At 45.0% G+C, this 25,982-nt stretch carries 27 protein-coding genes, 1 pseudogene and 1 riboswitch; of the genes and pseudogenes, 9 read left to right on the top strand and 19 right to left on the bottom strand.

Going from position 1 to position 25,982, the window contains the following annotated elements; genetic code table 11:
- The first annotated feature begins 78 nt into the window (after positions 1-78).
- Together MHI01_RS24250 and MHI01_RS24245 are read left to right on the top strand one after the other, a co-directional pair.
- The gene (locus tag MHI01_RS24250) at positions 79-333 is read left to right on the top strand and encodes a hypothetical protein (protein WP_017692428.1); all 255 of its coding nucleotides are present in this window, start codon (positions 79-81) and stop codon (positions 331-333) included.
- A 26-nt stretch (positions 334-359) separates the two neighbouring features.
- On the top strand, positions 360-1,889 hold the full coding sequence (locus tag MHI01_RS24245) for a Ppx/GppA phosphatase family protein (protein WP_340984290.1): 1,530 nt from the start codon (positions 360-362) through the stop codon (positions 1,887-1,889).
- Here the strand turns inward: MHI01_RS24245 and ppk1 are convergent.
- Complete coding sequence (gene ppk1 / locus MHI01_RS24240) at positions 1,849-3,930, bottom strand: polyphosphate kinase 1 (protein ID WP_036605760.1); 2,082 nt, start codon at positions 3,928-3,930, stop codon at positions 1,849-1,851. The genes MHI01_RS24245 and ppk1 overlap by 41 nt on opposite strands.
- 248 nt (positions 3,931-4,178) lie before the next feature.
- On the opposite strand from ppk1, the gene MHI01_RS24235 reads away from it, so the two are divergent.
- The 3 genes from MHI01_RS24235 to MHI01_RS24225 all read left to right on the top strand — a co-directional run bounded on the left by MHI01_RS24235 (position 4,179) and on the right by MHI01_RS24225 (position 7,038).
- Positions 4,179-4,406, top strand: coding sequence for a hypothetical protein (locus MHI01_RS24235; RefSeq protein WP_017692425.1), 228 nt, complete (start codon positions 4,179-4,181; stop codon positions 4,404-4,406).
- Between the two features lie 347 nt (positions 4,407-4,753).
- Positions 4,754-5,803 (top strand): glycoside hydrolase family 53 protein, encoded by a 1,050-nt coding sequence (locus MHI01_RS24230; RefSeq protein WP_036605759.1) that lies wholly within the window; start codon positions 4,754-4,756, stop codon positions 5,801-5,803.
- 749 nt (positions 5,804-6,552) lie between these two features.
- Positions 6,553-7,038 carry a hypothetical protein gene (locus tag MHI01_RS24225; RefSeq protein ID WP_315372955.1) on the top strand — a complete coding sequence of 162 codons (486 nt, stop codon included), beginning with the start codon at positions 6,553-6,555 and terminating at the stop codon, positions 7,036-7,038.
- Positions 7,039-7,210: 172 nt separating this feature from the next.
- On the opposite strand, the pseudogene MHI01_RS24220 reads toward MHI01_RS24225, so the two are convergent.
- The 10 genes and pseudogenes from MHI01_RS24220 to MHI01_RS24175 all read right to left on the bottom strand — a co-directional run.
- A pseudogene (locus MHI01_RS24220) lies at positions 7,211-7,471 on the bottom strand (SDR family oxidoreductase); the annotation flags it as partial.
- 102 nt (positions 7,472-7,573) lie between these two features.
- Complete coding sequence (locus MHI01_RS24215; protein WP_315372954.1) at positions 7,574-8,851, bottom strand: MFS transporter; 1,278 nt, start codon at positions 8,849-8,851, stop codon at positions 7,574-7,576.
- A gap of 237 nt (positions 8,852-9,088) precedes the next feature.
- Positions 9,089-9,379 carry an NUDIX hydrolase gene (locus tag MHI01_RS24210; protein ID WP_315372953.1) on the bottom strand — a complete coding sequence of 97 codons (291 nt, stop codon included), beginning with the start codon at positions 9,377-9,379 and terminating at the stop codon, positions 9,089-9,091.
- Positions 9,380-9,590: 211 nt separating this feature from the next.
- A complete protein-coding gene (rarD, locus tag MHI01_RS24205; RefSeq protein ID WP_074096366.1) occupies positions 9,591-10,469 on the bottom strand; it encodes an EamA family transporter RarD in 879 nt (292 codons plus the stop codon).
- Positions 10,470-10,620: 151 nt separating this feature from the next.
- On the bottom strand, positions 10,621-11,199 hold the full coding sequence (locus tag MHI01_RS24200) for a hypothetical protein (RefSeq protein WP_339284216.1): 579 nt from the start codon (positions 11,197-11,199) through the stop codon (positions 10,621-10,623).
- A 134-nt stretch (positions 11,200-11,333) separates the two neighbouring features.
- Positions 11,334-11,780, bottom strand: coding sequence for a hypothetical protein (locus MHI01_RS24195; protein WP_340984289.1), 447 nt, complete (start codon positions 11,778-11,780; stop codon positions 11,334-11,336).
- A gap of 221 nt (positions 11,781-12,001) precedes the next feature.
- Positions 12,002-12,547: a 2'-5' RNA ligase family protein gene (locus tag MHI01_RS24190; protein WP_340984288.1), complete on the bottom strand. Its 546-nt coding sequence runs from the start codon at positions 12,545-12,547 to the stop codon at positions 12,002-12,004.
- Positions 12,548-12,646: 99 nt separating this feature from the next.
- Complete coding sequence (locus tag MHI01_RS24185; RefSeq protein WP_340984287.1) at positions 12,647-13,012, bottom strand: hypothetical protein; 366 nt, start codon at positions 13,010-13,012, stop codon at positions 12,647-12,649.
- Positions 13,013-13,297: 285 nt separating this feature from the next.
- Positions 13,298-13,939: an NAD(P)-dependent oxidoreductase gene (locus tag MHI01_RS24180; RefSeq protein ID WP_047841293.1), complete on the bottom strand. Its 642-nt coding sequence runs from the start codon at positions 13,937-13,939 to the stop codon at positions 13,298-13,300.
- 224 nt (positions 13,940-14,163) lie between these two features.
- Positions 14,164-14,520: a HesB/IscA family protein gene (locus tag MHI01_RS24175; protein WP_036605753.1), complete on the bottom strand. Its 357-nt coding sequence runs from the start codon at positions 14,518-14,520 to the stop codon at positions 14,164-14,166.
- 629 nt (positions 14,521-15,149) lie between these two features.
- Between MHI01_RS24175 and mqnE the strand changes: the two genes are divergently transcribed.
- Both mqnE and MHI01_RS24165 read left to right on the top strand, forming a co-directional pair.
- Positions 15,150-16,256 carry an aminofutalosine synthase MqnE gene (gene mqnE, locus MHI01_RS24170; protein ID WP_047841294.1) on the top strand — a complete coding sequence of 369 codons (1,107 nt, stop codon included), beginning with the start codon at positions 15,150-15,152 and terminating at the stop codon, positions 16,254-16,256.
- Between the two features lie 234 nt (positions 16,257-16,490).
- A complete protein-coding gene (locus tag MHI01_RS24165) occupies positions 16,491-17,552 on the top strand; it encodes an NAD(P)/FAD-dependent oxidoreductase (protein ID WP_036605751.1) in 1,062 nt (353 codons plus the stop codon).
- Here MHI01_RS24165 and MHI01_RS24160 read toward each other — a convergent pair.
- Positions 17,549-17,803, bottom strand: a complete 255-nt coding sequence (locus tag MHI01_RS24160; protein WP_076328984.1) for a YuzB family protein — start codon at positions 17,801-17,803, stop codon at positions 17,549-17,551. The genes MHI01_RS24165 and MHI01_RS24160 overlap by 4 nt on opposite strands.
- Positions 17,804-17,881: 78 nt before the next feature.
- Between MHI01_RS24160 and MHI01_RS24155 the strand changes: the two genes are divergently transcribed.
- Positions 17,882-18,127, top strand: coding sequence for a NifU family protein (locus tag MHI01_RS24155; protein WP_017692412.1), 246 nt, complete (start codon positions 17,882-17,884; stop codon positions 18,125-18,127).
- A gap of 138 nt (positions 18,128-18,265) precedes the next feature.
- Here MHI01_RS24155 and MHI01_RS24150 read toward each other — a convergent pair whose 3' ends face one another.
- Positions 18,266-19,045 (bottom strand): SDR family oxidoreductase, encoded by a 780-nt coding sequence (locus MHI01_RS24150; protein ID WP_076328983.1) that lies wholly within the window; start codon positions 19,043-19,045, stop codon positions 18,266-18,268.
- Between the two features lie 109 nt (positions 19,046-19,154).
- Between MHI01_RS24150 and MHI01_RS24145 the strand changes: the two genes are divergently transcribed.
- A complete protein-coding gene (locus MHI01_RS24145) occupies positions 19,155-20,063 on the top strand; it encodes a DUF2167 domain-containing protein (RefSeq protein WP_340984286.1) in 909 nt (302 codons plus the stop codon).
- A gap of 118 nt (positions 20,064-20,181) precedes the next feature.
- Here MHI01_RS24145 and MHI01_RS24140 read toward each other — a convergent pair whose 3' ends face one another.
- From MHI01_RS24140 to MHI01_RS24115, 6 genes are all read right to left on the bottom strand, one after another.
- A complete protein-coding gene (locus MHI01_RS24140) occupies positions 20,182-21,021 on the bottom strand; it encodes a MetQ/NlpA family ABC transporter substrate-binding protein (RefSeq protein ID WP_036605748.1) in 840 nt (279 codons plus the stop codon).
- 74 nt (positions 21,022-21,095) lie between these two features.
- Positions 21,096-21,755 (bottom strand): methionine ABC transporter permease, encoded by a 660-nt coding sequence (locus tag MHI01_RS24135; protein ID WP_036673326.1) that lies wholly within the window; start codon positions 21,753-21,755, stop codon positions 21,096-21,098.
- The gene (locus tag MHI01_RS24130; protein ID WP_340984285.1) at positions 21,756-22,790 is read right to left on the bottom strand and encodes a methionine ABC transporter ATP-binding protein; all 1,035 of its coding nucleotides are present in this window, start codon (positions 22,788-22,790) and stop codon (positions 21,756-21,758) included.
- 126 nt (positions 22,791-22,916) lie between these two features.
- Positions 22,917-23,058, bottom strand: a riboswitch (SAM riboswitch).
- Between the two features lie 129 nt (positions 23,059-23,187).
- A complete protein-coding gene (locus MHI01_RS24125; RefSeq protein WP_047841300.1) occupies positions 23,188-23,904 on the bottom strand; it encodes a Cthe_2314 family HEPN domain-containing protein in 717 nt (238 codons plus the stop codon).
- A 163-nt stretch (positions 23,905-24,067) separates the two neighbouring features.
- Entirely contained in the window at positions 24,068-24,955 is an 888-nt protein-coding gene (locus tag MHI01_RS24120; protein WP_243391500.1) for a COX15/CtaA family protein, read from the bottom strand.
- Positions 24,956-25,564: 609 nt separating this feature from the next.
- A complete protein-coding gene (locus MHI01_RS24115; RefSeq protein WP_017692403.1) occupies positions 25,565-25,909 on the bottom strand; it encodes a thioredoxin family protein in 345 nt (114 codons plus the stop codon).
- Between the last annotated feature and the right edge of the window lie 73 nt (positions 25,910-25,982).

The raw sequence follows: 25,982 nt of genomic DNA, 5'->3' as shown, positions 1-25,982 counted from the left end.
CAAGTCAATCTGTCGTATGCTACTAAGGAATGGCTTGGAAGGGCTTAAATATGAGGATCTAAGGAGCGTTAAGAACAAATGGAAGCATTTTTCAAATCACTTTATGGCGTAGCCTATTTTGCAATGTCGATCGTTCTGGTAGCTGTTACGGTACTTCTCTTTGTCACAGGTATTCGACTGTTTATGCAAAAGCGTAATCGCGGCTTTGCCGTGAGTTGTCTTATATTTGCCTGTTTCATCGTCTTTATCATTGTTGTTATGTTAACTACGCCCTTCTCTGCCACACCGCCGGGTTCACCGGAAGCCATGGCTGCCCTTCTTCACTTCGGGTAGTTGAACCTCTGTAGAAGGAGATGCTTATGACACGTACTAATGAAACCTTAGGAATTATTGATATCGGCTCGAACTCCATTCGTCTAGTTATCTATGAACTGGACCAGGACGAAGCCTATCGCATCATTCATGAAGACAAATACGCCGCTCGTCTAAGCAGCGTTGTTGAGTCCGATGGAACCATTCTGCGCCATTCTCTGGATAAAGCCATCACCATCTTGAGTCAATTCAAAGCGACCTGTGAAGCGTACCAGACCAAACTGATTCGCGCAGCAGCTACCGCAGCTATTCGTAATGCAAGCAATGTCCTGGAGATTATCGAATGGCTGGAGACAGAGACGGGGCTTACCATTGAATGTGTATCGGGAGATCGGGAGGCCTATTATGGGTTCCTTGGTGTCACTCAATCCATTGATCTGGCAGACGGTTACGTCGTGGATATTGGAGGCGGCAGCACAGAGATCACGGTCTTTCGGGATCGGAAAAGGTTACATAGCATCTCCCTCCCTATTGGTGCAGTGAATTCACATGCCCGTTACGGGGGCGAAGATCAGTGGACTGAGGAGAATGCAAATGCATTATGCAACGAAGTCACTGAGGCTCTCCGCGGACAGGATTGGATTCGTGAGCATCCTGGTCTGCCACTCATCGGACTTGGCGGCACAATGCGTACACTCGCCAAAGTGGAACAGAAGCGTACCCAGTATTCTTTGCCTGTCAGCCATCATTATGAGATCAGTGAGGAAGCGATGGAGAATATCGCTCGCTCCTTACCACATCTCACCTCGGCACAGCGCAAAAAGGTACCTGGGCTCGCCAAAGATCGCGCTGACATCATTGTGCCCGGCGTACTGATCCTACGAACTGTCTTCCAGATAATACAGGGAGATCGTTATGTGGTTAGTGGCGCGGGTCTACGAGACGGGTTGTTGCGTGATTACATGGCTGGAGGTCAGCCGGTCGTTCCGGACGCGCTGAAAGACAGTATCCGCAACTTTATCCATTTTGGTCCGCCTATTCCAGAGAAACGTCTGCAACGGATTCATCAGGATATGGTTACCCTGTATACGGCATTACAAGGTAACCCTCCTGATCAAGCAGATGCCCGAATCCTGTATGCAGCCTCCATGCTGCACATGGCTGGTAAGCAGATTAACTATTTCCGTTATACACAGCACTCGGCCTATTGGATCATGAATTCGAGCATTTATGGACTTTCTCATCGGGAGACCATTCTAAGTGCCAGTGCAGCTGATTATCATCCCAAAAAAAGAACGCCCCAGCTGCTGAATAAGCACCGGGACATTCTGAAAAACTCGGATGAGCGGCATGCTCATCGTTTAGGCTCTCTGCTCCGCGTAGCTGAAGCCATCAATCGATCCGAGAGCATCGCTGCGATCAAAGCAACAAAAGAAAACGACTCGCTGCAGGTGCAATTCACCTGTACAGCTGAGCCGTTACTGGAACTTGATGGCCTGGAAGAGGCCGTCAAGGATCTGAAGGAAGCCTGGGGAGCTACGTTAACGCACTCCATTCAGCAGGCTTCCAAGGGATAATACCCATGGCCTCCGTCTGACTTCTCAGCGGGGGCTTTTCATTTTCTACAAATACATAATTGCCACCAGGCATAAGTTGTCTCGCTTTGACATTATCCATAAGGGACAGATTAAGGATATCCACCAGCATCTTTTTCAGCTCTGGATCAAATACGGGACACATCAGTTCAATTCTTCGATTCAGGTTACGTGTCATCCAGTCTGCACTGGAGATGAATACATCCGGGTTGCCGCTATTTTCAAAATAAAACAACCGTGAATGCTCCAGAAAACGATCCACAATGCTAATGACCCGAATATTCTCACTGAGCCCCTCTACCCCCGGACGCAGACAACATACACCACGCACAATCAGATCGATCTGCACGCCTGCTTGAGAAGCCTCGTACAATTCATCAATCATTTCCTGATGGGATAAGGAGTTGATCTTGGCAATGATTCTGGAAGGTTTGCCTTTCAGCGCGTGCTCTGTTTCTCTACGAATCAGTGCAAACAACTCATCCTTCATACCATCCGGAGCTACACGGAACGCCTGCAATGCCTTCGGACCGGAGTATCCGGTAATCTCATTGAACAATTCGGATGCATCTTCCCCAATAATTGGATTAGAGGTGAACAGTCCCACGTCCGTATACACTTTGGCTGTACTCTCATTATAGTTACCGGTTCCTACATGAACATAACGTCTCAGCCCCTGCTGTTCCCTGCGTACAACAAGAATGATTTTGGCATGGGTCTTCAGTCCAACCAGTCCATATACCACGTGACAACCGGCTTTCTCCAGCTTACGCGCCCAAGCAATGTTGCGCTCTTCATCAAACCGGGCTTTCAGTTCCACCACCACCGTGACCTGCTTACCACTCTCAGCTGCAAGTGCAAGTGCCGGAATAAGGCGTGAATCGCCATTGACCCGATATAATGTCATCTTGATGGCCAGAACTCTTGGATCTTCCGAAGCCTCCAATATAAAATCAGTGACTGGTTCAAACGATTCGTACGGATGATGTACCAGTACATCGCGTTTGCGCAGTAGCTCAAAATGACTTTCTCTTGGCAGAAACTCAAGTGGGTAGACTGGCTTCACCGGACTGTATTTCAGATGTGAGAAACTTTCCAGACTGTCTACGAATCCCGCCAGAAAACTCAGATCAAGTGGTCCATCAATTTCATATACCGGGTCCTGAATATCAAATTCATCCTGCAATTCCAATAAGGCATCCGGACGAAAATCCTTGCACACTTCCAGTCTTACAGGAGCCCCGCGGCGTCTGCGGCGTAATTCTTTTTCAATAGCCTCAAGCAGATCTTCCGCTTCTTCTTCATTAATAAACAGATCCGCATTACGGGTCACTCTGAATTCCTGTGCAGCAAGCGAGATATATCCGCTGAAGAGCGTATGGATATGATGTTTGATAAGATCTTCAATCAGTATGAATGTTTTCTTTTTGCTATTCGCCCGAATGGGAGCCTGAACTACCCGCGGCAGATTGGAAGGCACCTGAACAATAGCCATAAACGGCTCGCCCTCTTGCTCCCCTTCCTTCTGTAACATCACGGACAGATAGACAGACTTGTTGTGTACCAGTGGGAACGGACGACTCTGGTCAATCGCCATCGGTGTGAGTACCGGAAAAATAATTTCATGAAAGTACTGGTCCATTGCGCGCTGCTGTGTCACATTAAGATCTGTATATTCCTGAATGTTCACGCCTTTCTTGGCGAGTAGACGAATGAGTTCACGATACGTTTTATACTGTTCGGCGACCATGGTCCCGGTTCGTTTGATCAATCTGCGGTACAATCCCGAAGGCGTGTATCCTGTAAAATCTTTTTGCGTGAATCCGGCCTTGATCTTCTCTTTTGTCTCCGCCACCCTTACACTGACGAACTCGTCCAAATTACTAGCGACAATGCCGAGAAATCTCATGCGTTCCAGCAGAGGCGTTGTTGGATCCTGGGCCTCCTGAAGTACGCGCCGATTAAATTCAACCCAACTCAAATCACGATTAACGTAGTTGCCTGTTTTGACGTCTCTATGCATGTATGGCCTCCGAATGTGTTGCATATCTATTCTTGGTTAGAAGTTCTCATATAATTGTACTATTCGTAATCAACATCAAGCGTCAGCGCAGTGTAAACGCTACGTAAAATTTATGTAAATGATACCTCATGGCCGCAACTTTTTCCATCCCTTTACAAAGGTCAATAGACAGAGTAAAGTGAAGTACAGTGTGATTTGGTCCGGTTGCTTGTTCTCATTCCAAATATAGTTGATTAAAGGAGTATATAATGAAATCCAACAAACCTAGAACGTTACAAAAAAATATAGAGTTTTTCACGGCTGCACTATCCCAATGTATGGTAAGCGCATGGCAGGAAGACCCGGCTGGCGTCTATTGCGAGGTCGGTTGTGGCATTGTGGAGCGGATCAGTGAAGACAGTGTGCGCATCCGAAACAATGACGGAACCAAGAGCCATTATGCACGAGATATCACGATGTTCCAGACTGAAAAATAATTTTTCGTAAATACGTAAAAAAGACTAGCTTTCCGAAACAAGGTGTTGTATACTCTTGCCACAAGGAAAGGAGGTGCGTCAACATTTCTAATGTCATGTTGAACGTGTCCCTTACCCGATCCACTAGCTCAAATTAAAAGAGTCTGGTGGAGGCGCGGGATACGGATCAATGTTTCAAAAAGCGCCACGGGTAGAAAAGCCGTCTTCGGACGGCTTTTTGTTTTCTCATTTTCTGTAGAGAGGTTGATAAAACACCCAAAATATTGGAAATGGACCCTTTAGTAGAGTAAACCAGGATGGCTATAATTAGGATGCAACTCAACCTAAATCCGAGGAGGCATCTTGTAATGTTCAAAAATGTAAGGGGTTTCAAGACATCCATCATGTTGGCTTTTGTTTTGTTATTCACCTCCATCATGTTGCCCGCAGGTCAGCATGCCAGCGCAGCACCAAGTTTCGCCAAAGGAGCCGACATCAGTTGGGTTCCCGGAATGGAAGCCCAGGGTTACAAATGGAAAGATAAAAACGGCGTACAGCGCGACATCATTGATATTTTGAAAAAAGACTATCAAATCAATTCCGTTCGCATTCGGGTATTCGTTAATCCTTCGAATGATTATGGGAACGGTTACATGAATAAGGATCGTGCGGCTGCACTCGCACAACGTGCCAAGAATGCTGGCATGAGTGTGATGCTTACCCTGCACTATAGCGATTCCTGGGCAGACCCTGGTCAGCAAACCAAACCTGCTGCCTGGAAAAACTATACGTTCCAACAGCTCATGGATGCGGTATGGAACCACACTCGTGAAGTTATGACGGCGATGCAAAGCAAAGGCGTTACCCCTGACTGGGTACAGATCGGTAATGAAACAAGCAACGGTATGTTATGGGAAGATGGCAAAGCATCCACCAACATGAAAAACTATGCGTGGCTGGTGAACACAGGCCATAACGCAGTGAAGTCCCTGAGCAGCGGCACCAAAACCATTGTGCATCTGGCAGGTGGAGATGATAACGCCCTCTATGTATGGAATATTGGTGGTCTGATCAATAACGGAGCTAACTTTGACATGATTGCCATGTCACTCTATCCTTCAGCTTCCGGCTGGAACACTGCTGTGACAAATACAGTAAACAACGCCAAGGATATGATCAACCGTTATGGCAAAGAGATCATCATCTCCGAAATTGGCATGGACAATAACCAGGCTGCAGCTGGCAAAAGTTTTGTTGCCGCGATGAAAAACCAAATTCGCAATCTGCCAAATGGCAAAGGTAAAGGTGTATTCTACTGGGAGCCTCAGGCTACACCAGGTTATAACAGTGGATATGGTAAGGGCGCTTGGCAGTCGAATATGATGCCAACTGTTGTCATGGAAGGATTTATTGACTAGGTACGTTGGGTAGAAGTGCGGGCTTTGGGGGGCAGCGTGGTGGCGTTCCGGTGGCGGATCGTTCTTATGATCGCTGTTATCCCCAGATTTTTATGAATTCCCCTTATTGGGGGGAAATCCGGGGATAAAGGCAAACGCTTCGCTTCTTCAGAATCGATTCCGCCCCCTCCACTACGTTGCTGCTCTATGAGGCACTTCTAAAACCGTGTGTAGTCAAATGGTAAGTAGTAAGGTAAAACAAGAGCTTGAGGCGCTGTTCCCGGGGGGATTAGCGCCTTTTGGTGATGAAGTGCGTTGAGGGGGCAGCGTGGTGGGCGTTCCGGGGGCGGATCGTTCTTATGATCGCTGTTATCCCCAGATTTTATGAATTCCCCTGATAAGGGGAAAATCCGGGGATAAAGGCGAACGCTTCGCTTCTTCAGAATCGATTCCGCCCCCTCCACTACGTTGCTGCTCTATGAGGCACTTCTAAAACTGTGTGTAGTCAAATGGTAAGTAGTAAGGTAAAACAAGAGCTTGAGGCGCTGTTCCCGGGGGGATTAGCGCCTTTTGGTGATGAAGTGCGTTGAGGGGGTAGCGTGGTCGGCGTTCCGCGGGCGGATCGGGCACTCTAAAGCGTGTCGCAATCAATCGAGGAGGGGTGCATCACTCGGGCTGGAGACTGATGTTCTTTTGGCTTACATATGAATATAATAAGTTTATTGAGATAACCCATAGGATCAACTTCTAATTGGAGAGGAGGCATAAGGATGAGTTTTTTAAAAGGGTTCGGTCAGTTAGCTGGGGAAGTTACCGGGAGAGTGTTGGGCGGCAGCGTGAGGGTTGTTGGTGAAATTGCAGGAAGTCCCTTTATCAAAGAAATCGGGAACGGCGTAGAGAAAGCCACAATTAATACAGGCAAAACCGTTGGACAACTGGCTAGCGGGACATATGATCTTGCCAGTGGTGCAATTCGAAAAAATGATACCGCCATAGACGCGGGGCTTGCCGATATTGGAGGTGCTGTAACCAATACTGCAAAAGGTGTAGCGATATCAGCCAAGTACGTATATAACAGCGGTAAAGATGTTGTTGTGGGCATGAAAGAGGAAGATAAGGACAGAGTGAAGCTTGGTGCCAAGAATCTTTTAGCTGCTGCTGCGGTAACAACACTCGCTGTCGGTGTCATTGATGCAGTTGATGGGGCTGAAGGTGTGGATATTTCGGAATCTGTGGGTTCCACGGATATCAGCTAAACCTTGCTTATTGGCCCCCGAGATATAAGCGGCAGACCAGTCGCTGTCTTAAGTGCGACCGTGGTACACCGTTTAGGAACAAAAAAAGCAGAACGCATATTGTTTTGCTACATAATAAAAGACTGATTCCAAATATTAAAATATAGGAATCAGCTTTTCACGACATTCCGTATTATTCTCGAATAAATCCGCCTTCCGAGTTGAGGACCTGCTCCGTGATCCACTCTGCTTCCTCACTCGCAAGAAAAGCAATCAAACGTGTGGCATCATCAGGTGTCCCAATACGTCCCATCGGAAATTTTGGCAACAGATCCCCTCTGATTTCATCATTCATAAATCTCTAATCCGTTGGACCTGGATTCACGGCATTAATGGTAATTTGGAGCGGTTCAAGTTAGTGAGACAAGGATCTGGTAAATGCGGAAATGGCTCCTCACAGAGTCGGGATTCCCTTTCCCAATACATCTCATAATTCATACTAGTTACTTCTTCAAAAAAAATTTATTGATAGAAAAGCTTTATCTAATCCCTCGTACTAATCCACCGTAGCTTCAGGAGTGGCTTTGTGCCGAAAAGCCCGGTAATTCAGCAAGCCCACAACGATCGCTAATATAGTCAATCCGGACGCAAACAGGTAGAGGTTCACAATGCCGATATATTCGGCGAGCCCAGCCATACCGAGCAAGGAAATGCAAAAGACCAGATGCATAAGAGATGCCTGGGCAGACAATACTTTGGGCAGCAAACGTTTGGCCACGCTACTCTGAATCAAGGTACGCCGATTAATCATGGAAAGCTCCGCGAACGGCCCCATCAGCATAACGAATATGAGCGCAATGAAAGGCTCTGTGTTCAGTGCATAAAATGCAGTCAGTACTCCATAACCTGCCATGCCGATCATCATCACGGCGAAATAACGGTTGCCAATTCTTCGTGCCAGAGCAAGGACCAGCAAGCCTCCACCTATGGTTCCAGCAAAATATGCAGCATTAATGAATCCCCACCATTGCTCCCCTTGTCCCAGTGCGACTTGAACAAAAGCCAATGTAAAGGCACCTACCCAGATTGAACCGCCAAGCATGTCGATCATATCCATAAACGTAAGCACCCGTAGACGAGGCGTATTCCATATCATTTTCCAGCCTTCGGTTAAGGTGTGCCACCTGCTTGTTTTAAGTACAGGCAAGACATCAGAAAAAATGTGCAACTCCTTTGCTCCAGCTTGCTTCTCCGTTGGTTCGTTGACGCCAAGCGTAAACGCTGCGGCCAAACCATAAATAGCGGCCGTCAACAGCAGCGTCGGGCTAGCCCCGATCAGGGCGACCACAACACCGCTTAGACCCCAACCTGCAAACTGTACAACCTGATCGCTGACACTCATAAGTCCGTTCGCCTTAAGAAGACCTTGCTCGTGTGTCACGAGACGTGGAATAAGGGCATTCCGAGCCGGAGTTGTCCAGCCGTCGAGAAAGGACATGACAAATACGAGTGAAAATACGAACACCAGGGATGCTGCCTCTCCGTTGAGCTGCAAATAAAAAGCCAGACAAGCGAACAGCAGAAATTGCCCTGTTTGTGACAGTAGCAGAAGCCTAGACAACTTGAAACGTTGAATCAGCAAAGGGGCGATCAAGCTGCTGAGCATCTGTGCCCCGCTTCGCATCAGCGGCAAAAGCGCTGCCGATATTAGCGAATCGGTCTGGTTAAGCACCATTACCGTAAGCGCCATAATATATAGTACGTCGGCTGCATTCGCAGCCGATTGCGTGGTCCACAGGAAATAGAAAGGACGCGTTAAATAGGATGATTTCATGAACAATCGTTCTCCGTTTCTTAGCAATTATATACAAACAAAATTACAGTCCATCGAAAACCATTCTATAATCCATGTTACAGCTGTTTATGGAATAGAGTTAAGGAATATTCTTTTTGGGAGACTATATGCTCCATAATCTGTCGAATGGCTCCCGGATCTCGTAACTTTAGCAAGTTGAATCAACAAACCCTCAGGAGCTACCCACATCGAATCTATGATCTCCGTTGTATCTAATCAAAGAGCACCACCAACAATTGTACCCTTGAAGTGGAACAAAACAACTTGATGATTGGTACTGCTAATAAAATTGTAAACCCCTGTAGTAGCTGTAAGTGTCACATCAAAACCAGTTTCTTCCTTGACTTCTCTTCGTGCTGCTTCTAAAATATCTTCACCATGTTTAACTCTGCCTGAGGGGAAATTCCATGTATGTTTAACCGATGCTTTGTTTTCCTTAATCATATGTATCTTATCATTATGTGTTATAGAAACACTCACAACCATCACAATCCGGTTTTGTGTCATTCTTACGGACCCTCATAGCTAAAAATAATCACTGCATAAATTACTGTTGTAAATGAATAATTCATATCTCGTTACACTGAACTGCTCGTTTGGTTAAACAAAAGCAGCCGATCTCCTTGATCGGCTGCCTTCTTGGTGTGTTCGAATCTCTCCCCATCCATTGGAGGTGAACGCCATTAGAACTTCACCTGTTACAAGGATATGTATGCCTTCAGCTTACCTTAGCGAGTCTCGTAGCACGTATCGATGCGGTAGCGTATACGATAAGCGCTGTCCAAATGAGAGCGAAACCAACAAGCAGAACTGGCGAGACCGTTTCCTTGAACACAAACACACTCAGGATCAGCATGATTGTCGGCCCAATATACTGTACGAAGCCTAGTGTGGACAATGACATTCGAGCAGCTGCCCGTGCAAAGAACAGCAACGGCAACGCCGTCACCACACCGGAAAGTAACAGTTCGAAGAACATCGGTGCAGGCAACGTCCATGCCGTTGCTTTTCCTACAACGGCCAAGTAGATCCAGTAGCCGAGTGCGACGGGCAGAACTACAGCTGTCTCCGAAAATAAGCCCACTGAAGCGTCTTGCTTGATCTTCTTCTTCGCTAGACCGTACAAGCCAAATGACACGGCCAATGAGATCGCAACCCATGGGAAACGTCCGTAGTCGATAGCGATGATAAGCACCGCGACACCAGCGATGGCAATCGCGAGCCACTGTCCACGGTTTGGCTTTTCATGAAGAAAGACAACCGCCAGTAACACGTTCAGCAACGGGTTCAAATAATAGCCCAGACTTGTCTCAACGACATGACCGTTATTAACCGCCCAGATGAAGATAAGCCAGTTAATAGCAATTAGCAGCCCACTCGCGGTAAGGGACAGCAGGGTCGAACGACTGGTCAGAATGCGCTTCATGTCACTCCAACGACGTTGGACGGCAACGAAAATCCCCATAAAGACAAATGACCAGACAACCCGGTGCGATAAAATCTCGCCTGCCGGTACATTTTCAAACAACTTCCAATACAGCGGGAGAACTCCCCACATGATATACGCAATGATCGCGTTGATTAATCCACTATTCATAACTGTATCCCCTCTTATTGCTCTGATATCTCAACGGATTATACGCCTCGATCCTCGTTTAAGTAAAGGGGGTAATAGGTCATACAGGAATCCATGCCTAGTTCAAATGACTTTTTGTTTGAGCAAAAGCTTCACGTTTAGCGCTACCAAATTATGCTTTGCGCTTTTTCTTTCTTACTCTCATGATGAAGGTAAAGATCGCCGCAAATACGACCACACCTACGATAAACAAATCAACATCTTGCTCAAACATAAACCACATTTTGTGTTCTACGTTCACTTGTTGTTTTGGTGGAAAGCCTTCCCCGAATAGTTCAGTTGCTTGATTAATATTGTTCATTTCGATGGTTGAACTGCACGGACTACTACTTAATTCACCATCCACTTCGCTAAAGTATATTAAGTATTTGTTACCTTCCTTGAAATCAAATCCCCATGTGAAGTTGGTTGCGATAATTAGTTGAGAGTCAACTTCAGTATTCCAACTCCTCTCAACTTCCACTAAAATATATCTAATTTTCTCTTTGGTTCCCGTAAACCCCTCTTGCTTCAAGTCGACCTTTACTTGCTTTACTTCACCATAAACAGCTCCATCATATATTTCTAACTCTTCTTGGGGGCTTCCCGATACAGCACATGACAAAGCGTTAACATCTTGTGCATTTGAGATAAAAAACACGCTAGATATAAAAAATATAAACGTGAATATACGAAGCTTCAGTTTTTCCACCTTCTTCTCATAATGTTAATTGGTACATCTTTATTGACCTATTTAACAGGAAAAATGTTGCATTTTCCCTGGCCGTTAGATGAATGAACAAAGAAGCAACCAATCGGACACATTTGTTTGCTCCATTTGACTTTTTAAGTACCGTATTTCTTTTCCCATTCTTCACTCCATTTTTGAAAACTTTTCCCCTTTACTTCTTCCAATGTTTTTCCATCCAACGAATATGGTGCCCCATCCATTGCTGCATTTGGGAAGGATGTCCCCCCTATAACTTTGCCTTCACAAAGTAATATTGAAACTTTGGATTTACTATCGTTAAACGTTCCCAGAGGATGGTTTGTTACTGTAAAGCTATATACCGATATTTCCATCCCGAAATACTGTTCGGGTTCTACTTTTTGAACCCCCCAGGTCTGTCTATATGGTATCGTTTCCGTTATCCCGTAGAGTAGTTTGTCTTTGTTTAGAGTGTACTTCTGAACTTGACCTTCGTACGAAGAAATTTTATAACCTTTTGCCTCAACATATTCTGTGGCAGTCTTTTGATCACCTGTGATCGTGAGTTCATCTGTACCCAACATCGTGACCTCGTTATTGCACCCAGCAATGATAAAAAAAACTAGCCCCAATATAATACGGATAGGTTTAAAATACACCAAGTCCCCTCCAATGTGCAGAAGTGTATTCATCATTTTGACGATTCGTTCATTAACTAGTTGCGTTATTCTGCCATTACATAAACAAGGAAACAGCCAATTCCTTTGATCAGGAGTTTTCTTGTTTTATTGTCCTGTTATTTGAATCACTTCTCTTTTTCAGTTCCCAGTTGGATGTCTTCAAATGGTACGTATTTATTTAGTTCAACTTCTTTATATACGCGTACATAATTGACATCAAAGGTTGGAAAAGGAGCCAATTCCTTAATTGTTAAGAGCTTCATTTCTTCCATCTCAGTCTCGTTCATACCCCAATAGGTTTGCCCCAAGGTTAAATGAGGATGATATTTATCCATTTCAAAGTAACGGTCTAAAAGTTCTTGTGATGGAGAAATCGCTTTTACCAAATTTCGATGTAACTCAATGATATTGCTCGTTTCAACACTAAGAAATGTAACAGCACTTCCAAACGATCCCGGTTCTGATAATGATAATTGAAAACTTGGCATTAAAGAGCATGTCTGTCTCACACTTTCTAACCAATGAAGATCAACGGTAAGACCACCCTGCGCTTTTACAGTGATATGAGGCTCGACTACATCATTAAGACGATTACTGGACCAACGATCACGAAATGCCACAATTTTTTCTTTATAATCATCTGGAGGGGTAATTCCAATGAAGTATTTCATATTACTGTCACATCCTTTAGCAAACTAAATAAATCTTAAAATCAAAAAGTAGCCGACCCTTTTGATCAACTGCCGAATGGTGTTCATTTCAGTAACGTTTCACTTTCCTCCAACATGAAACACACCAATTACGGTTTCACCATCCTTGTCATACAGGGGAATATCCCATCCGTCTGGTGATCTGCTGTTCTGTATCGCAATAGCTTCTTCAGGTGTTTTTGGTTGCTCGCCATCCATGTCTTTTTTCAGCAGATATCCGTCTGTACCATCCACACCAGTAGCCAAGATTAAATCAGGTTCCGTTTCTGGAGAAGTCGCATATGCGGCAGAACCATATGTCTGTCCATTCTTATTTTTCGGATAAAGAGAAGTGATGTGAAATTGATTCATCGTATTTTTAACGTTTGTATATTGGGATAACCCTGAACCACTCGATACACTAATCATAAAAACCGCAAAGATCAATAGTATAACTCCTTTGGAATACATCTTCACAACTGTTCACTCCCTTATACTTTTGAACTCGCAGCAATTCCAATGAAGAGATGATGGTTCTCACATAATCACATTTCCTTCCCATCTTTAGAATAATATAACATAGATTCAAAGGAGTAGTTGGAAGTTGAACGATAATCATCTAACCTGTCTAACGTTATTGCAGAACATCCCTCTTCGATAACATAAAAAAACGGACACCGATCTGTGGAGATCAGCGTCCGTTTGTATGTTCCATATTATCATTTAAAAGTGTTACTTCACTTCACCAACAACGGTAAAGCGCTCGTTTTTGTGTTGTGGATTCTCGATCTCATCAACCAAAGCAATCGCATAGTCTGCATAGCTGATGTAGCTGTTTCCTTCACTGTTCACGAGAATAACATCGTTGCCCGCTTGGTATTTGCCTGTGCGTACGCCTTCCGGATTGAAGAATCCAGCCGGGCTCAGGAATGTCCATTGAATACCCGAAGATGCTTGCAGATCCTGCAAGTTTTGGCCTTGGTTCGTTGCAGTTGCTTTGTAAGCATCCGGGAATCCTGGGGATTCAAAGACACGCAATGTTTTGGACTCGTCTGTGAACAGGCTTCCTGCTCCACCCACCACGATCAGACGAGTGTTTGGTGCATCCTTCAGGATGTTGATCAACGCTTGTCCTACTTCCACATGCAGGTTTTCTTTACCCGCTGGGGCACCAAATGCATTTACAACCACATCAAACGCTTTAACATCTTCAGCTGTAAGATCAAATACATCTTTCTCCAGCGTATTCAGGCTTTTATCTTCCAATTTGGATGCATTACGAACGATTGCCGTTACTTTATGCCCTCTGTCTGCTGCTTCTTTCAAAATTACACTTCCTGCTTTGCCTGTTGCACCAATGATTGCAATGTTCATCATGATCTCTCCTTTAAATTATCGATATTGTTTATGTTTGAACTTTATATTGTAACTATAGTTGTTACAACTAAGTTTGTCAACCATGCACAATCAGTACACGCAAAAAAGCCCCTGATATCATGCCCGTGCAAAACGGATACAATTCAGAGGCTATCTATTAAAGGGATTGCAAACTGCTTATTTCAAAACAAAATCGGGAAACCGCTGTACAACTCAGTTTCTTAACAATCCTTATCCGGCACACCCGCATCTTCCTTCGTACGGAAAGAAGATCCACAGCCACAAGTGGCTACCGCGTTCGGATTATGGATAGTGAAACCACCCGTCATACCGGACTCTTCAAAATCAATTTCGAGACCATCCAGGTATTTCAGGTTTTCTTTCTCGACTACAACCTTCATACTCTGAATATCCATATACAGGTCCTCATCGGACTCTTTATCGTCAAAGCCCATGGCGTACGAAAATCCGGTGCAACCGCCCGGTGCTACGCCAAGACGCAGGAACATACCAGGTGTCTCTTGCTGTGCAAGCATCTCTTTCAATCTGTCAGCAGCCGTTTCGCTGATGTTAATCATGCCAGGTCACTCTCCTTTTTCATATAAAATCATGTTCAAAAAGGGCGCTTTTCAGTACCAAGAAGATGGGATGAAGATAGAAATGGAGTAGCGGAGCGTAGGCAAAACTACGTGAGCAACGGACATTTCGGCTGAATCCCATATTCGACGCTGAGATGCCGCTAGGCATCCTTCGTAATCAAAAGCGGACTTTTTGAACTACCTTTCATTAACTCTTCTTTAAATTATACTCCACCCCGTCAAGGGTCTCAAGTCATGTTTGCCTATTTCCGCGTTCCCCCTGAACTCCTTTTTCTTCCCAGTGTATTGAACCCCCGCGACACGAGGTTTATAATGAATAGGTGGTCGCACTGAAATGTCGATATTTTGCCATGACTTATTCAGGTGACGATCATATATAGAGTTGTAATTTTTTTCACATTTCGAGACTGTCCGCAGTCCCCAATGCATATAGAGTCACAAGACTCACTTTAATGAAAAAATTAGCTTTACGTACGCAGCACACGCTGACCGGGTAAATAAGAGTTAGTCCATATAAGAAGGCGGCAGTTGACCGCATCTTTGCTATGTAGTTCTGTATGCAGATCCTACATACAACTCAAATCCGGTTAAGAACAGGAGGAAACAGTATGTCTACATTGGTAACACCGTTCACAGACAAAAGAATGGCTGAAATCGTTGAGAAAGTGCAGAACGGCGTAAGGCTGAACGTAGAAGACGGCGTATATCTGTATGAAACAGATGATCTGCTGACTTTGGGCCAGCTGGCCAATGAGGCCAACTTGCGGAAAAATGGTAAGAAAGTATATTTCATCGAAAACATGAGTCTTTATTTTACGAACGTATGCGAAGCCCACTGCGCTTTTTGTAATTTTCGTAAAGACCAGGGTGAAGAAGGCTCCTATACATTATCCGGTCAGGAAATGATCGATTATGTGGAACAGCATATTCATCCGGGCGTACGTGAGTTCCATATCGTAGGCGGACATAACAACCATGTTCCTTTTCAATATTATGTCGATTCCCTGCGTGCTTTAAACGAGAAATATCCGGATGTTACACTGAAAGCTTACACGGCAGCCGAGATTGATTTCTTCACTCGCATCAGCGGACTCAGTATCAAGGAAGTTCTGCAGGAGCTGCAAAAAGCAGGTTTGAAAACATTGACTGGTGGCGGCGCTGAGATTCTGTCGGATGAATATCGCAAAAAAATGCGTGTAGACAAAGCGAACGTAGATCGTTATCTTGAGGTGCACCGTACTGCTCATAACCTGGGCATGCGTACCCATACAACGATGCTGTATGGATCGATTGAATCCTATGAGGACCGCGTTAACCACATGGTGCAGATCCGTGAATTGCAAGACGAGACCAACGGATTCATGGTCTTTATCCCACTTTCCATGCAACCAAAAAGTAAAAACGCAAGCATTATGCGTCGTAACTCGGCTTATGAGGATCTCAAAACAATTGCGATCAGCCGTCTGATGCTGGATAACATCGATCATATCAAAGCATACTTCATTAACATCGGTCCACAGCTAGCTCAAGTTGCCCTTGGATTCGGTGCTTCGGATGCACACGGTACGATCGTTCGCGAACGGATTAGTCATGCGGCAGGTGCACTCACACCTGAAGGCCTTACACGTAAAGAGCTCATATGGCTCATTAAGGGTGCAGGACGTATTCCGGTAGAACGTGATACGTTCTACAATGAAATTCAAGTGTACGAATAGGATATAACTCCATTTACAACCAATATTGCACCAGCACCACTCCAGAACGCAGCTTTCATTATAGGGAGACGTTTGAATTCGAGTGGTGCAAACTGCTGATTAATATCTTCAATTTTCAATATCTACTTTTCAATTATTTAAATCATAACAAAAGGAGCAGCTATGTTATTGCATAGCTGCTCCACAGTTTACAGCCCCATTTCAGTGGGACTGATGCAGAAAGGAAGCCGAGTCATGAAAAATTTCGTCATTCTTGGAGGCGGCTATGGCGGCCTCACCATCATCAAGGAACTTCTGGAGGGTAAAATTCCATCCGATACACAAATTATTTTGGTGGACCGCAGCCCCTTTCAGGGATTAAAGACAGAATATTACGCACTCGCAGCAGGAACCGTATCTGATTATGACCTGCGTATCCAATTTCCAGTGAGCGATAAAGTCACTTACCGTTATGGAGAAGTTACTTCGATTGACCTGGAACAGCGTCAGATTGAATTTGAAGGCCAAGACCCGCTCGTGTACGACAAACTTGTCATTGGACTTGGTTGTACAGACCGTTTCCACAACACGCCAGGCGCCGAAGACTACAGCTGTACCATTCAGAGCTTTAGCAAAACACGCGAGACCTACCTGCGCCTCAATGAAGTCAAAGCCTATGGCAATGTGCATATCGTAGGTGGCGGATTAAGTGGTGTCGAGATAGCAGCCGAACTTCGTGAGAGCAGACCGGATCTGAACATCAGCATTTTGGATCGTGGTGAACGTGTATTATCCGCTTTCCCGCAACGTCTATCCGTGTATGTGCATGAATGGTTCAACGAACATCAGGTAGAGACACGCGGGCATATCGCCATTTCACGCGTTGAACCTAATGCCATCTATAACCGGGATGAACAGATTCTAACAGATGCTGTCGTATGGACTGCAGGCATTCAGCCAGTAAAAGTGGTACAGGATCTGGACGTAACCAAAGATCCTCAGGGACGTGTCGTCTTGAATGAATACTACCAAATCCCGGAATATACCGATGTGTATGTCGTTGGTGACTGTGCCAGTGTACCTTATGCACCTAGCGGTCAAGCTGCGGAAGTACAGGGTGAGCAGATCGCCCATATTCAGCATGCCCTCTGGAAAGGCGAAAAGCCCAATCCACATCCACTCAAGCTTCGTGGCACACTGGGTGCACTCGGCAAGAAGTCTGGGTTTGGGCTGATGGGCAAAACGTCCATGATGGGACGTGTACCTCGTATTTTGAAAAGTGGTGTGCTCTGGATGTCCAAGCGCCATCTCGGTTAGTCGAGATCGAGCTCGTCCCAGGCATCGGCTTCGCCAATTTTGGCCAGAATGGCGTTATATAGATCTTCCACTTTGTCCGTAATGACAACTTCGCCATTCACCAGTGCAAATGGAGTCATAGAACATTGGCCGCAGTTGGTGAGGCAGCCGTATTCAATCACGTCGTAGTCTGGATTTTCTTCCAGTTGATCCATGACTTCATCTGTGCCAAAATGCATATTATTGGCACAAAATTCAATAATCGGTCTCATATAGGTTCACCTGCTTTGTTTGACCATTTTAATTTGTGGCCATTTGTAATATAATATAGGGGAAAGGAGTTGAAAAAAATGAGCGAAAACGCACAAAGCACCATGTATGATGAAGTAATTGATGTGCTTGACAAACTTCGTCCGTTTCTGCAACGCGATGGCGGTGACGTGGAACTGGTCGACGTGGAAGACGGCATTATTAAGCTGAAACTGGTCGGTGCCTGCGGCAGTTGCCCAAGCTCCACCATTACCTTAAAAGCCGGGATTGAACGTGCCCTTCTCGAAGAAGTTGAGGGTGTACAAGAAGTCGTACAAGTATTCTAATCAATCCTTCACGAAATAAACCTCAAGAGCCTTTCGCTTCGCATGAAGCGGAGGGCTCTTTTTTTGTGTGCATATGCAGAGAGTCCATTTCATCTGTCCCTTTTACCAGATTCCACGTACAATCCTTCAATTCACCTTTTAAGTATCCTCACGCTGTATGGTCGGACGAATCGGATCAAGTCCTCCAGATACATCCATAATGTTACCTGTTATAAAATCGGAATGATCAAGGCACAGATACGTAATCACTCGTGCAATATCTTCACCGCTGCCTGGACGCCCTCTTGGTGTTTCCTCGTCGATGATGCCTGCCATTTCATCAATCGTTTTCTCTTTGTTCGCACCACGAATGTCACCTGGACATACCATGTTAACCGTAATTCCATACGGGGCTTCTTCAACCGCGAGTGTCTTTGTAAAAGATACCAGACCCACCTTGGCAGCCGCATATACGGCGCGATGAGGCCAAGATCTCGCTTCTCCAGCATGACTGAAGCCAAAATGGATAATGCGTCCCCATTGCTTGCGTCTCATCTCTGGCAATACACGCTGATCCAGTAACATCGGTCCCAACAGATTTCCCTGCACGAGCATCTGGACCTCAGCTTCAGAATAATCCGCAAATAATCGTCGTTCACGGACAAATGGACCTGCGTTATTCACCAAAATATCAATGCTGCCAAGGTTACCTTCCACCTGCTCAACCAATGAAGAGATATCTTCCACCTTGGATATATCAGCCTGGATGGCAATGCACCGCACACCCTTGGCTATAATCTGAGCCTTTAAAGCCTCAGCTTCTGTTCTGCTGTGTACATAGTTCAGGGCAATATGGCACCCTTGATCTGCCAGACTGAGGGCCGTCATTTTACCAAGACCTTTGGCACTTCCCGTTATGAGGGCAATCTTTCCCTTCACGTTCATCCCCCTCTTCAAAGAGCAGTCACTATCCAGTATAAAAGATTTATCGTCCTCCTACAACTCGCTTATCCACAAGGGATTATTCACCTTTAATTCCAGATATATTTTGACTGAGCAAGCACCTGATGAGTACGATTGGATTACTGGACCAGCATCTGTCTCTTTGGACGGTAAGGCCACCCTGGAAGTCCCTGAAAGCCATTCCTATCTGGATAAGCCCAATACCCAACGCTCGATACTTAACAGTGATGGAAAGCCTAATGGGAACGAAATCGGAAGCATAACCAGCAATAGTGAATTCGGCTCGTGGTATGTTGTGTTCGAGTACGTGAAGACAGGTCATATCCATGATGACGATCAAAATTTGAGTGCCGAAGAGCTGTTAAGCAGTTATATCCGAGGCACAGAAGAAGATAACAGAGAACTTGATCCTGAATATAGAACGTACATAACGGGGTGGGAGATCGAACCGACATATGACAGTACCAAACATCAGTTGGTTTACTCCCTCGGTTTTAAGAATGCTGATCAGCAAGCCATGGTCAATTACAATGTAAAACTCCTGACACGCGAAGGGTACATCACAGCCATTCTGGTTACCGATACGGCCAACTTTCAACAGAGCCGCCAGGTATTCGAGGAAACTGTCCTTAATCAACTTAGCATCAATGCAGGATATACCTACGAGGAGTACAATGCTTCGACTGACAAAACATCCACCATAGGGCTCAACAGTCTTCTGATGGGCGGAATCGGGTACACGGCTTCCCAGAAATTCAGTGCTCTTCTTTTGCTCAAAAAAGGATGGGCTTTGATCCTCGTTGTCGTCCTTGGGTTAATCGGTTGGATCAGATACAAAATCAAAAGCTCACACGGAGAAGAAGAGAAACTCTCTCCCTCCGAGAGGACGTACCTGCAAGAAGCCGATGAACAGCAGTATGCTGATCAGAATGAATTATCCTACTACCGCCAATCTGGGCGTCCATCCAACGTGGATAAACCGGAAAAACTCTGACTTATGTTGATCGCCACGTCAGCACAGATTAGGAAACATAAAATAAGCCGTATATCTCTTCAGAAGAGATATACGGCTTATTCTTAATAGCTTCACATCATATCATACATATCGTGAATTATTCAGTTGCAGGTTCAACTGCACCTTTATAACGTTCTTTGATGAATGTTTTCACTTCTTCGGAGTGCAAAGCAGCAGCCAGTTTTTGGATTGCATCTGCATCCTTGTTGTCCTCACGGGAAACGAGGATGTTTGCGTATGGGTTACCTTGCAGATCTTCGATCAGCAAAGCATCATTCGCCGGATTCAGGTTCGCTTCAAGCGCATAGTTAGCGTTGATAAATACCAGATCTGCTTCATCCAATTGACGAGGCATCATGGCTGCATCCAGCTCGATGATATCCAGGTTCTTCGGATTGGCTGTGATGTCTTGAATCGTAGATGTAATATTCGTGTTGTCTTTCAGCGTAATGATACCTTCCTTCGCAAGCAACAACAGTGCACGTCCACCATTGGATGGGTCATTTGGAATTGCTACTTTTGCGCCATCAGCCAATTCATCCAAAGACTTAATCTTCTTGGAGTATCCACCAAAAGGTTCAACATGAACAGGTGTTACAGAAACGAGGTTGAATCCACGTTCTTTATTCTCTGTGTCCAGATAAGGCTGGTGCTGGAAGAAGTTCGCATCCAATTTTTTATCAGCAAGTTGCTGATTGGGTTGTACATAGTCATTGAACGTAACGACTTGCAGACGGATACCTTGTGCTTCCAGTTCAGGCTTGATGCTTTCCAGAATCTCTGCGTGTGGTGTAGGTGAAGCTCCAACTTTCAATTCAACTGTACGAGGTGCACCTGCTGAATTGTCTGCGCCGCTATCGGCGTCCTTGTTGTTTCCGCAAGCTGCGAGAACCGCAATCAACATAAGACTAAGTAGAGCAAAAGACCATTTTTTCATGTGTAAAACCCCTTCTCTAATCATTTTGTCATGTGGCATCTGCATTAATGCATATCCATCATGTTATCTATGTGTTATTTCCTGGTGAAAAATGTAACCAAGCGATCTCCAGCCATCTGGAGAATTTGCACTAGAATGATCATCGACACTACGGATATGATCATAATTTCATTTTGATAACGGAAGTATCCATAGTTGATTGCCAGTGTTCCCAGACCTCCACCGCCAACCATGCCCGCCATCGCCGTATAGGAGACGAGCGTAACAATGGTGATCGTTATACCAGCAAGCAGTCCAGGCAGTGCCTCAGGCAGTAACACCCGTCTTACAATCTGTCCGGTCGATGCACCCATCGACTGTGCCGCTTCAATGACACCACGATCAACTTCTCGCAACGTCGTCTCCACCAAACGAGCAAAATAAGGAGCTGCTGAAATCACCAAAGGAGGTATAACGCCGAGCACCCCCGTAGCTGTACCGACGAGTATACGAGTGAATGGAATAAGAGCAACAATCAATATGATAAATGGGACTGAGCGCAAAATATTCACAATCAGGGATAGTATAGTGTACACTGCCCGTGACTTAATCGAAGCAGATCGGGCTGTCATGAACAGCAGTACTCCGAGCGGTAAACCTAAGATAACGGTAAACAAGCCTGATACACCCAAAATTTGCAGTGTCTCTATGGAAGCTTTACCAACCTCTTCCCAACGTACGGTTGAAAAATCCATCTAACGAAGCACCTCCACATCAAGTCCCTCAGCGGTTAATTCTGATATCGTCCGATCAATCGCATTTGAATCACCCTCGAACCGAACGGTCAGCTGCCCATAAGGAACCTGTTTGATCGTAGAGATTGTACCTTGCAGGATGGCAAAATCCACGCCTGTTTTACGTACCGTTCTAGACAAAATCGCTTCATACGTTTTGTTACCCAGAAAGGATATCTTCACAAGTTTGGAAGCAGCACCTGCCTGCAATTCAACGCCTGCATTTGCCAGAGCGGTCTCTTCCAGAGCAAGTCCAGCTTCATGGTCACGCATCATGAAGTCCCGCGTAATCGCATGCTGCGGCTTCAGGAACACGTCTGTTACAGGTCCTTGTTCCACAATGCCACCTTGATGAATGACAGCCACCTTGTCACAGATGTTCTGAATGACATGCATCTCATGTGTGATCAGCACAATCGTAAGGTTGTACTTTTCATTAATGTCGAGTAATAACTTCAGGATTGAATTTGTCGTCTGCGGATCAAGTGCCGAAGTAGCCTCATCACAGAGAAGAACATTTGGGTCACTTGCAAGTGCTCTCGCAATCCCTACACGTTGTTTCTGGCCGCCCGATAATTGAGCCGGATATTTGCTGCTGTGGTGCTCCAGACCAACCAATGTAAGCATTTCCTTCACTTTGCGATCAATGGCTTCCTTGGGTGTATTCACAAGCTTTAGTGGAAAAGCTACATTGTCATATACCGTTGCCGAAGATAACAGATTAAAATGTTGAAAAATCATCCCGATTTTGCGTCTCTGTTGCTGCAATTCGGTTTTGCTCAGTTCAGTCAGGTTGATTCCGTCGACCCATACCTCACCCTCCGTAGGCCGTTCCAGCAAATTAATGCAGCGAATCAATGTGCTTTTTCCAGCTCCGGAATGGCCAATCACACCGTAGATTTCACCCTTTTGGATGCTCAAATTCAGCTCGGATAACGCTGTTGTAGATTTTGCCCCTTTGCCGTACGTTTTCGTTAAACCTTTTAATTCAATCAATCGCACTTGCCCCTTTCCAAACACCTACATGTATCTTTACCCGATCTAAAGGAAAACTCCCCTTAAAGTACAAAAAAAGAGCCCTTTGCAGATACAAAGAGGGCTCTTCACGTGAAAGAATATACCTTCTCATCTGCCAAAATCGTGTCTTGCACCATTTTGTAGGAATTAGCACCTAACATCTATAACGAATGATACATGTATCATGTCATTACAAATCGGTTGCCGGGCTTCATCGGGCCTGTCCCTCCGCCGCTCTCGATAAGAAATATGTTGTTGTAGGATTTTATAAGTTCATGTAGTTTATGCTTTATAATGTGAACGTAACTTCCGAAATATCAGTTATATCCATGTAACATTCAATTGAAACTCAGTATATTCCAAGTATTCCGATTTGTCAAAGGGAATTATTTCTTTTCCATATTTTGTTGATATAACTATAAGAGGCTGTTAACGTTTCACAGACCATATCGACGCCCTGACGCATTTCCTGCACATGCTGATTCAGATCCTCCAATTTCACTTTACCTTGCAAGGTCTGATGTAACTGCCACAGGTCATCGTGCATTTCTGAGTTCATGTAGTGAATTTCCATATTACGTCGCTTGCGCAGCTTGCTCATCGGCTCACGATAAGAGTCCTTGATCTGTATTAATTGCAACGCAAGATCATGATGTTCCCTCGCATAGTCGAACTGTCTTAACACAGTAAAATAAGAAAAATGCGCTTTGGTATTTGAAGTATTCAACTGGAATATTTCATTTAATACTGTGCCGACTTTATCCAGAATGGCAAAGCAGCGGATAAAGCCATCTTTGTAGAAATACACATAACGTGCATACTCGGCTTTTTCAGTCGCCGTCATATCATCCGTTGAGCCTGCAACGACCTTTTTGCGAAAATGAGCAGCAGCGAAACAGCTTTGCTCCAGTTCATCCAGTGAGGAGATGAGTCCCTGAGTCCACACATACAGTTTCCGATAGTCATGCGTGGGATCATGGTCCACATGCATTTGTCGTTGAAATAGCTCAAGCGTATGCGCCATTGCGTCCATCGCTGCCTTCAATTTACCTTCGTTTATACGTGGCTTTTCCCCCAACAACGTTCGCAGCATATCTAACCTCCTCTTTTCCAAATCAACAAGAATTCATCACCGTGAACGAAACATCATTCATTCCGTGTAATTGCTGCTTGCCATAGGTTGCCCTGATCCCTCTGACATCAAACAAAGTCCACCTGTCCAATGATGTACATCACTGGATGGTGGACTTTCATATTTAAAAACGATTAGCCGGGCGATGTAGCTTGTACACCAGGAAACTCATATACGTTAAGACTCCGAACAATATGGCGATATCTAGCATATGAGCAAGAGCTACGAACATGTATACTTCCGGACGGTTCATTGTCACCATCATGAAAATACCAATGACTACTTGCATCAGAATAAGAACAACGGATACCACACCCAGAGTACGCATTTCCTTGTTGTCCGGATGATTACGGTAAGCGAAATGACCCAGGATTGCGATAACAATCACGAGCGACGCAGCTGCTGCACGGTGAGCAAAAGCAACCGCTACCCCACCCGAAAGCTCAGGAATAATCTGCCCGTTACAGAGCGGAAATCCAGAACATCCGCCGGCAGAATCCGTGTGACTCACAAATGCACCTGTGTATACCACGAGATATGTGTAAATGGTGGAGAACCAGACCAGATTCCTGAATTTTTTGCTAACCCGAGGGTATTTATTCAGGCGCTCCAATCCGCCATCTTTGGCCTCCTGCCTTATGCCCAGCGCCATCATTAGAGAACTGGCAAAAGCAATCAGTGCAAAACCAAAATGCAGTGCCATGACTGCTGAAGATTGGGAGAAGACAACGGCAAAAGCCCCCATGATTCCCTGGACGATAACAAATACCAGAGTTAAGAAAGAAAACAATTGCAGGTCACGGCGTGACTTGCCAAACCGCAGAAAAGCAACAAACGAGGCAATGGACAACAGTCCAGCCAGTGCACTTACAGCGCGATGGGAATATTCAATGAGTGAAGCCACAGTATGTGCGGGAACGAGTTTTCCGTTACATAAAGGCCATTCTGTTCCGCAGCCAAGGCCCGATTCCGTTTTGGTTACGATGCCTCCACCAAAAGTGGCCAGAAACATGACAAGACAGGTTAATACGGTTAACCATTTAAACAAAGTTAAGTGTTTCAATTTTTTCTCACCCGCTGTTGGTTTAAGATGGCGAAGAATATTCTCCGCTTGTTTCGGTACTTTGACACTTATTTCACAACTAAATTCATTATACCGGATAAAATGTTCATTGACGTCGCGCTTTGTGACAAAATGTTAACGTCTGGTGAAATAATGACCCGCAGGTCATTGAGGATATGTAATTGAGGGATATGCCAGTTCAATTGTGTCTTAAACAGAATCCTGAACACACAAACGCAAACGCCATTTCCCTATTTCAAGAGAAATGGCGTTTCATCTAGTATACCCTTTTACAACATGAACCTGTCATACTTTTATATAAGTTCAATGAAACATCTACACAATAACGGAGAGGACAGAAATAGCCTGAAGAAGCGGAGCTAAAAGCTTTCTGAAAGAAAGCTGCATCGGAAGCATATGCTTCGCCTTTATCCCCGGATTTCTCCCCTTTATAAAAGGGATCAAAGAAATCTGGGGATAACAGCGATCGGAAGGTTATTCTGTCATCGGAGTGTCTGTGTGTCTGTGTAAATATTCATTTATCGAACTTATATAACATTATTTATGGATCGTGTTGTACACTTCAACTGCGCGATCCAGGAACTGCTCAATCTCTTCTCTGGACTTGCGCAGCTTGTTCACATACCGTACGAGTTCGCGGCCATCTGTATACGCCACAAAGCTCGGAATGCCAAGAATATTCTGCTCTTCACTAACGGTTCCAACCTGATCCACGTCGACCTCAATCAAGGTCAGTTCACGTGCATATTTCTCTTCAACCTCAGGCATAAACGGATCGATGTATTTGCAGTCACCACACCAGTCTGCCTTGAATACGGCAATCGTCAAACGTGGGGATTGGATGGCTACATCAAAAGCCGGTTTGGAAGTAATCTGTTCCATTCAGTTCATCTCCCTTTCTGTACCTTGTCTTACCCTAAGTGAAGCAAATTGGCGAGTGGAAGTCAAATAATCA

This window comes from Paenibacillus sp. FSL M7-0656 (genome assembly GCF_038003225.1).
Taxonomy (GTDB): domain Bacteria; phylum Bacillota; class Bacilli; order Paenibacillales; family Paenibacillaceae; genus Paenibacillus; species Paenibacillus amylolyticus.
The sequence above is the reverse complement of the archived record's forward strand: the minus strand, read 5'-3'. Positions and strand labels throughout refer to the sequence as shown.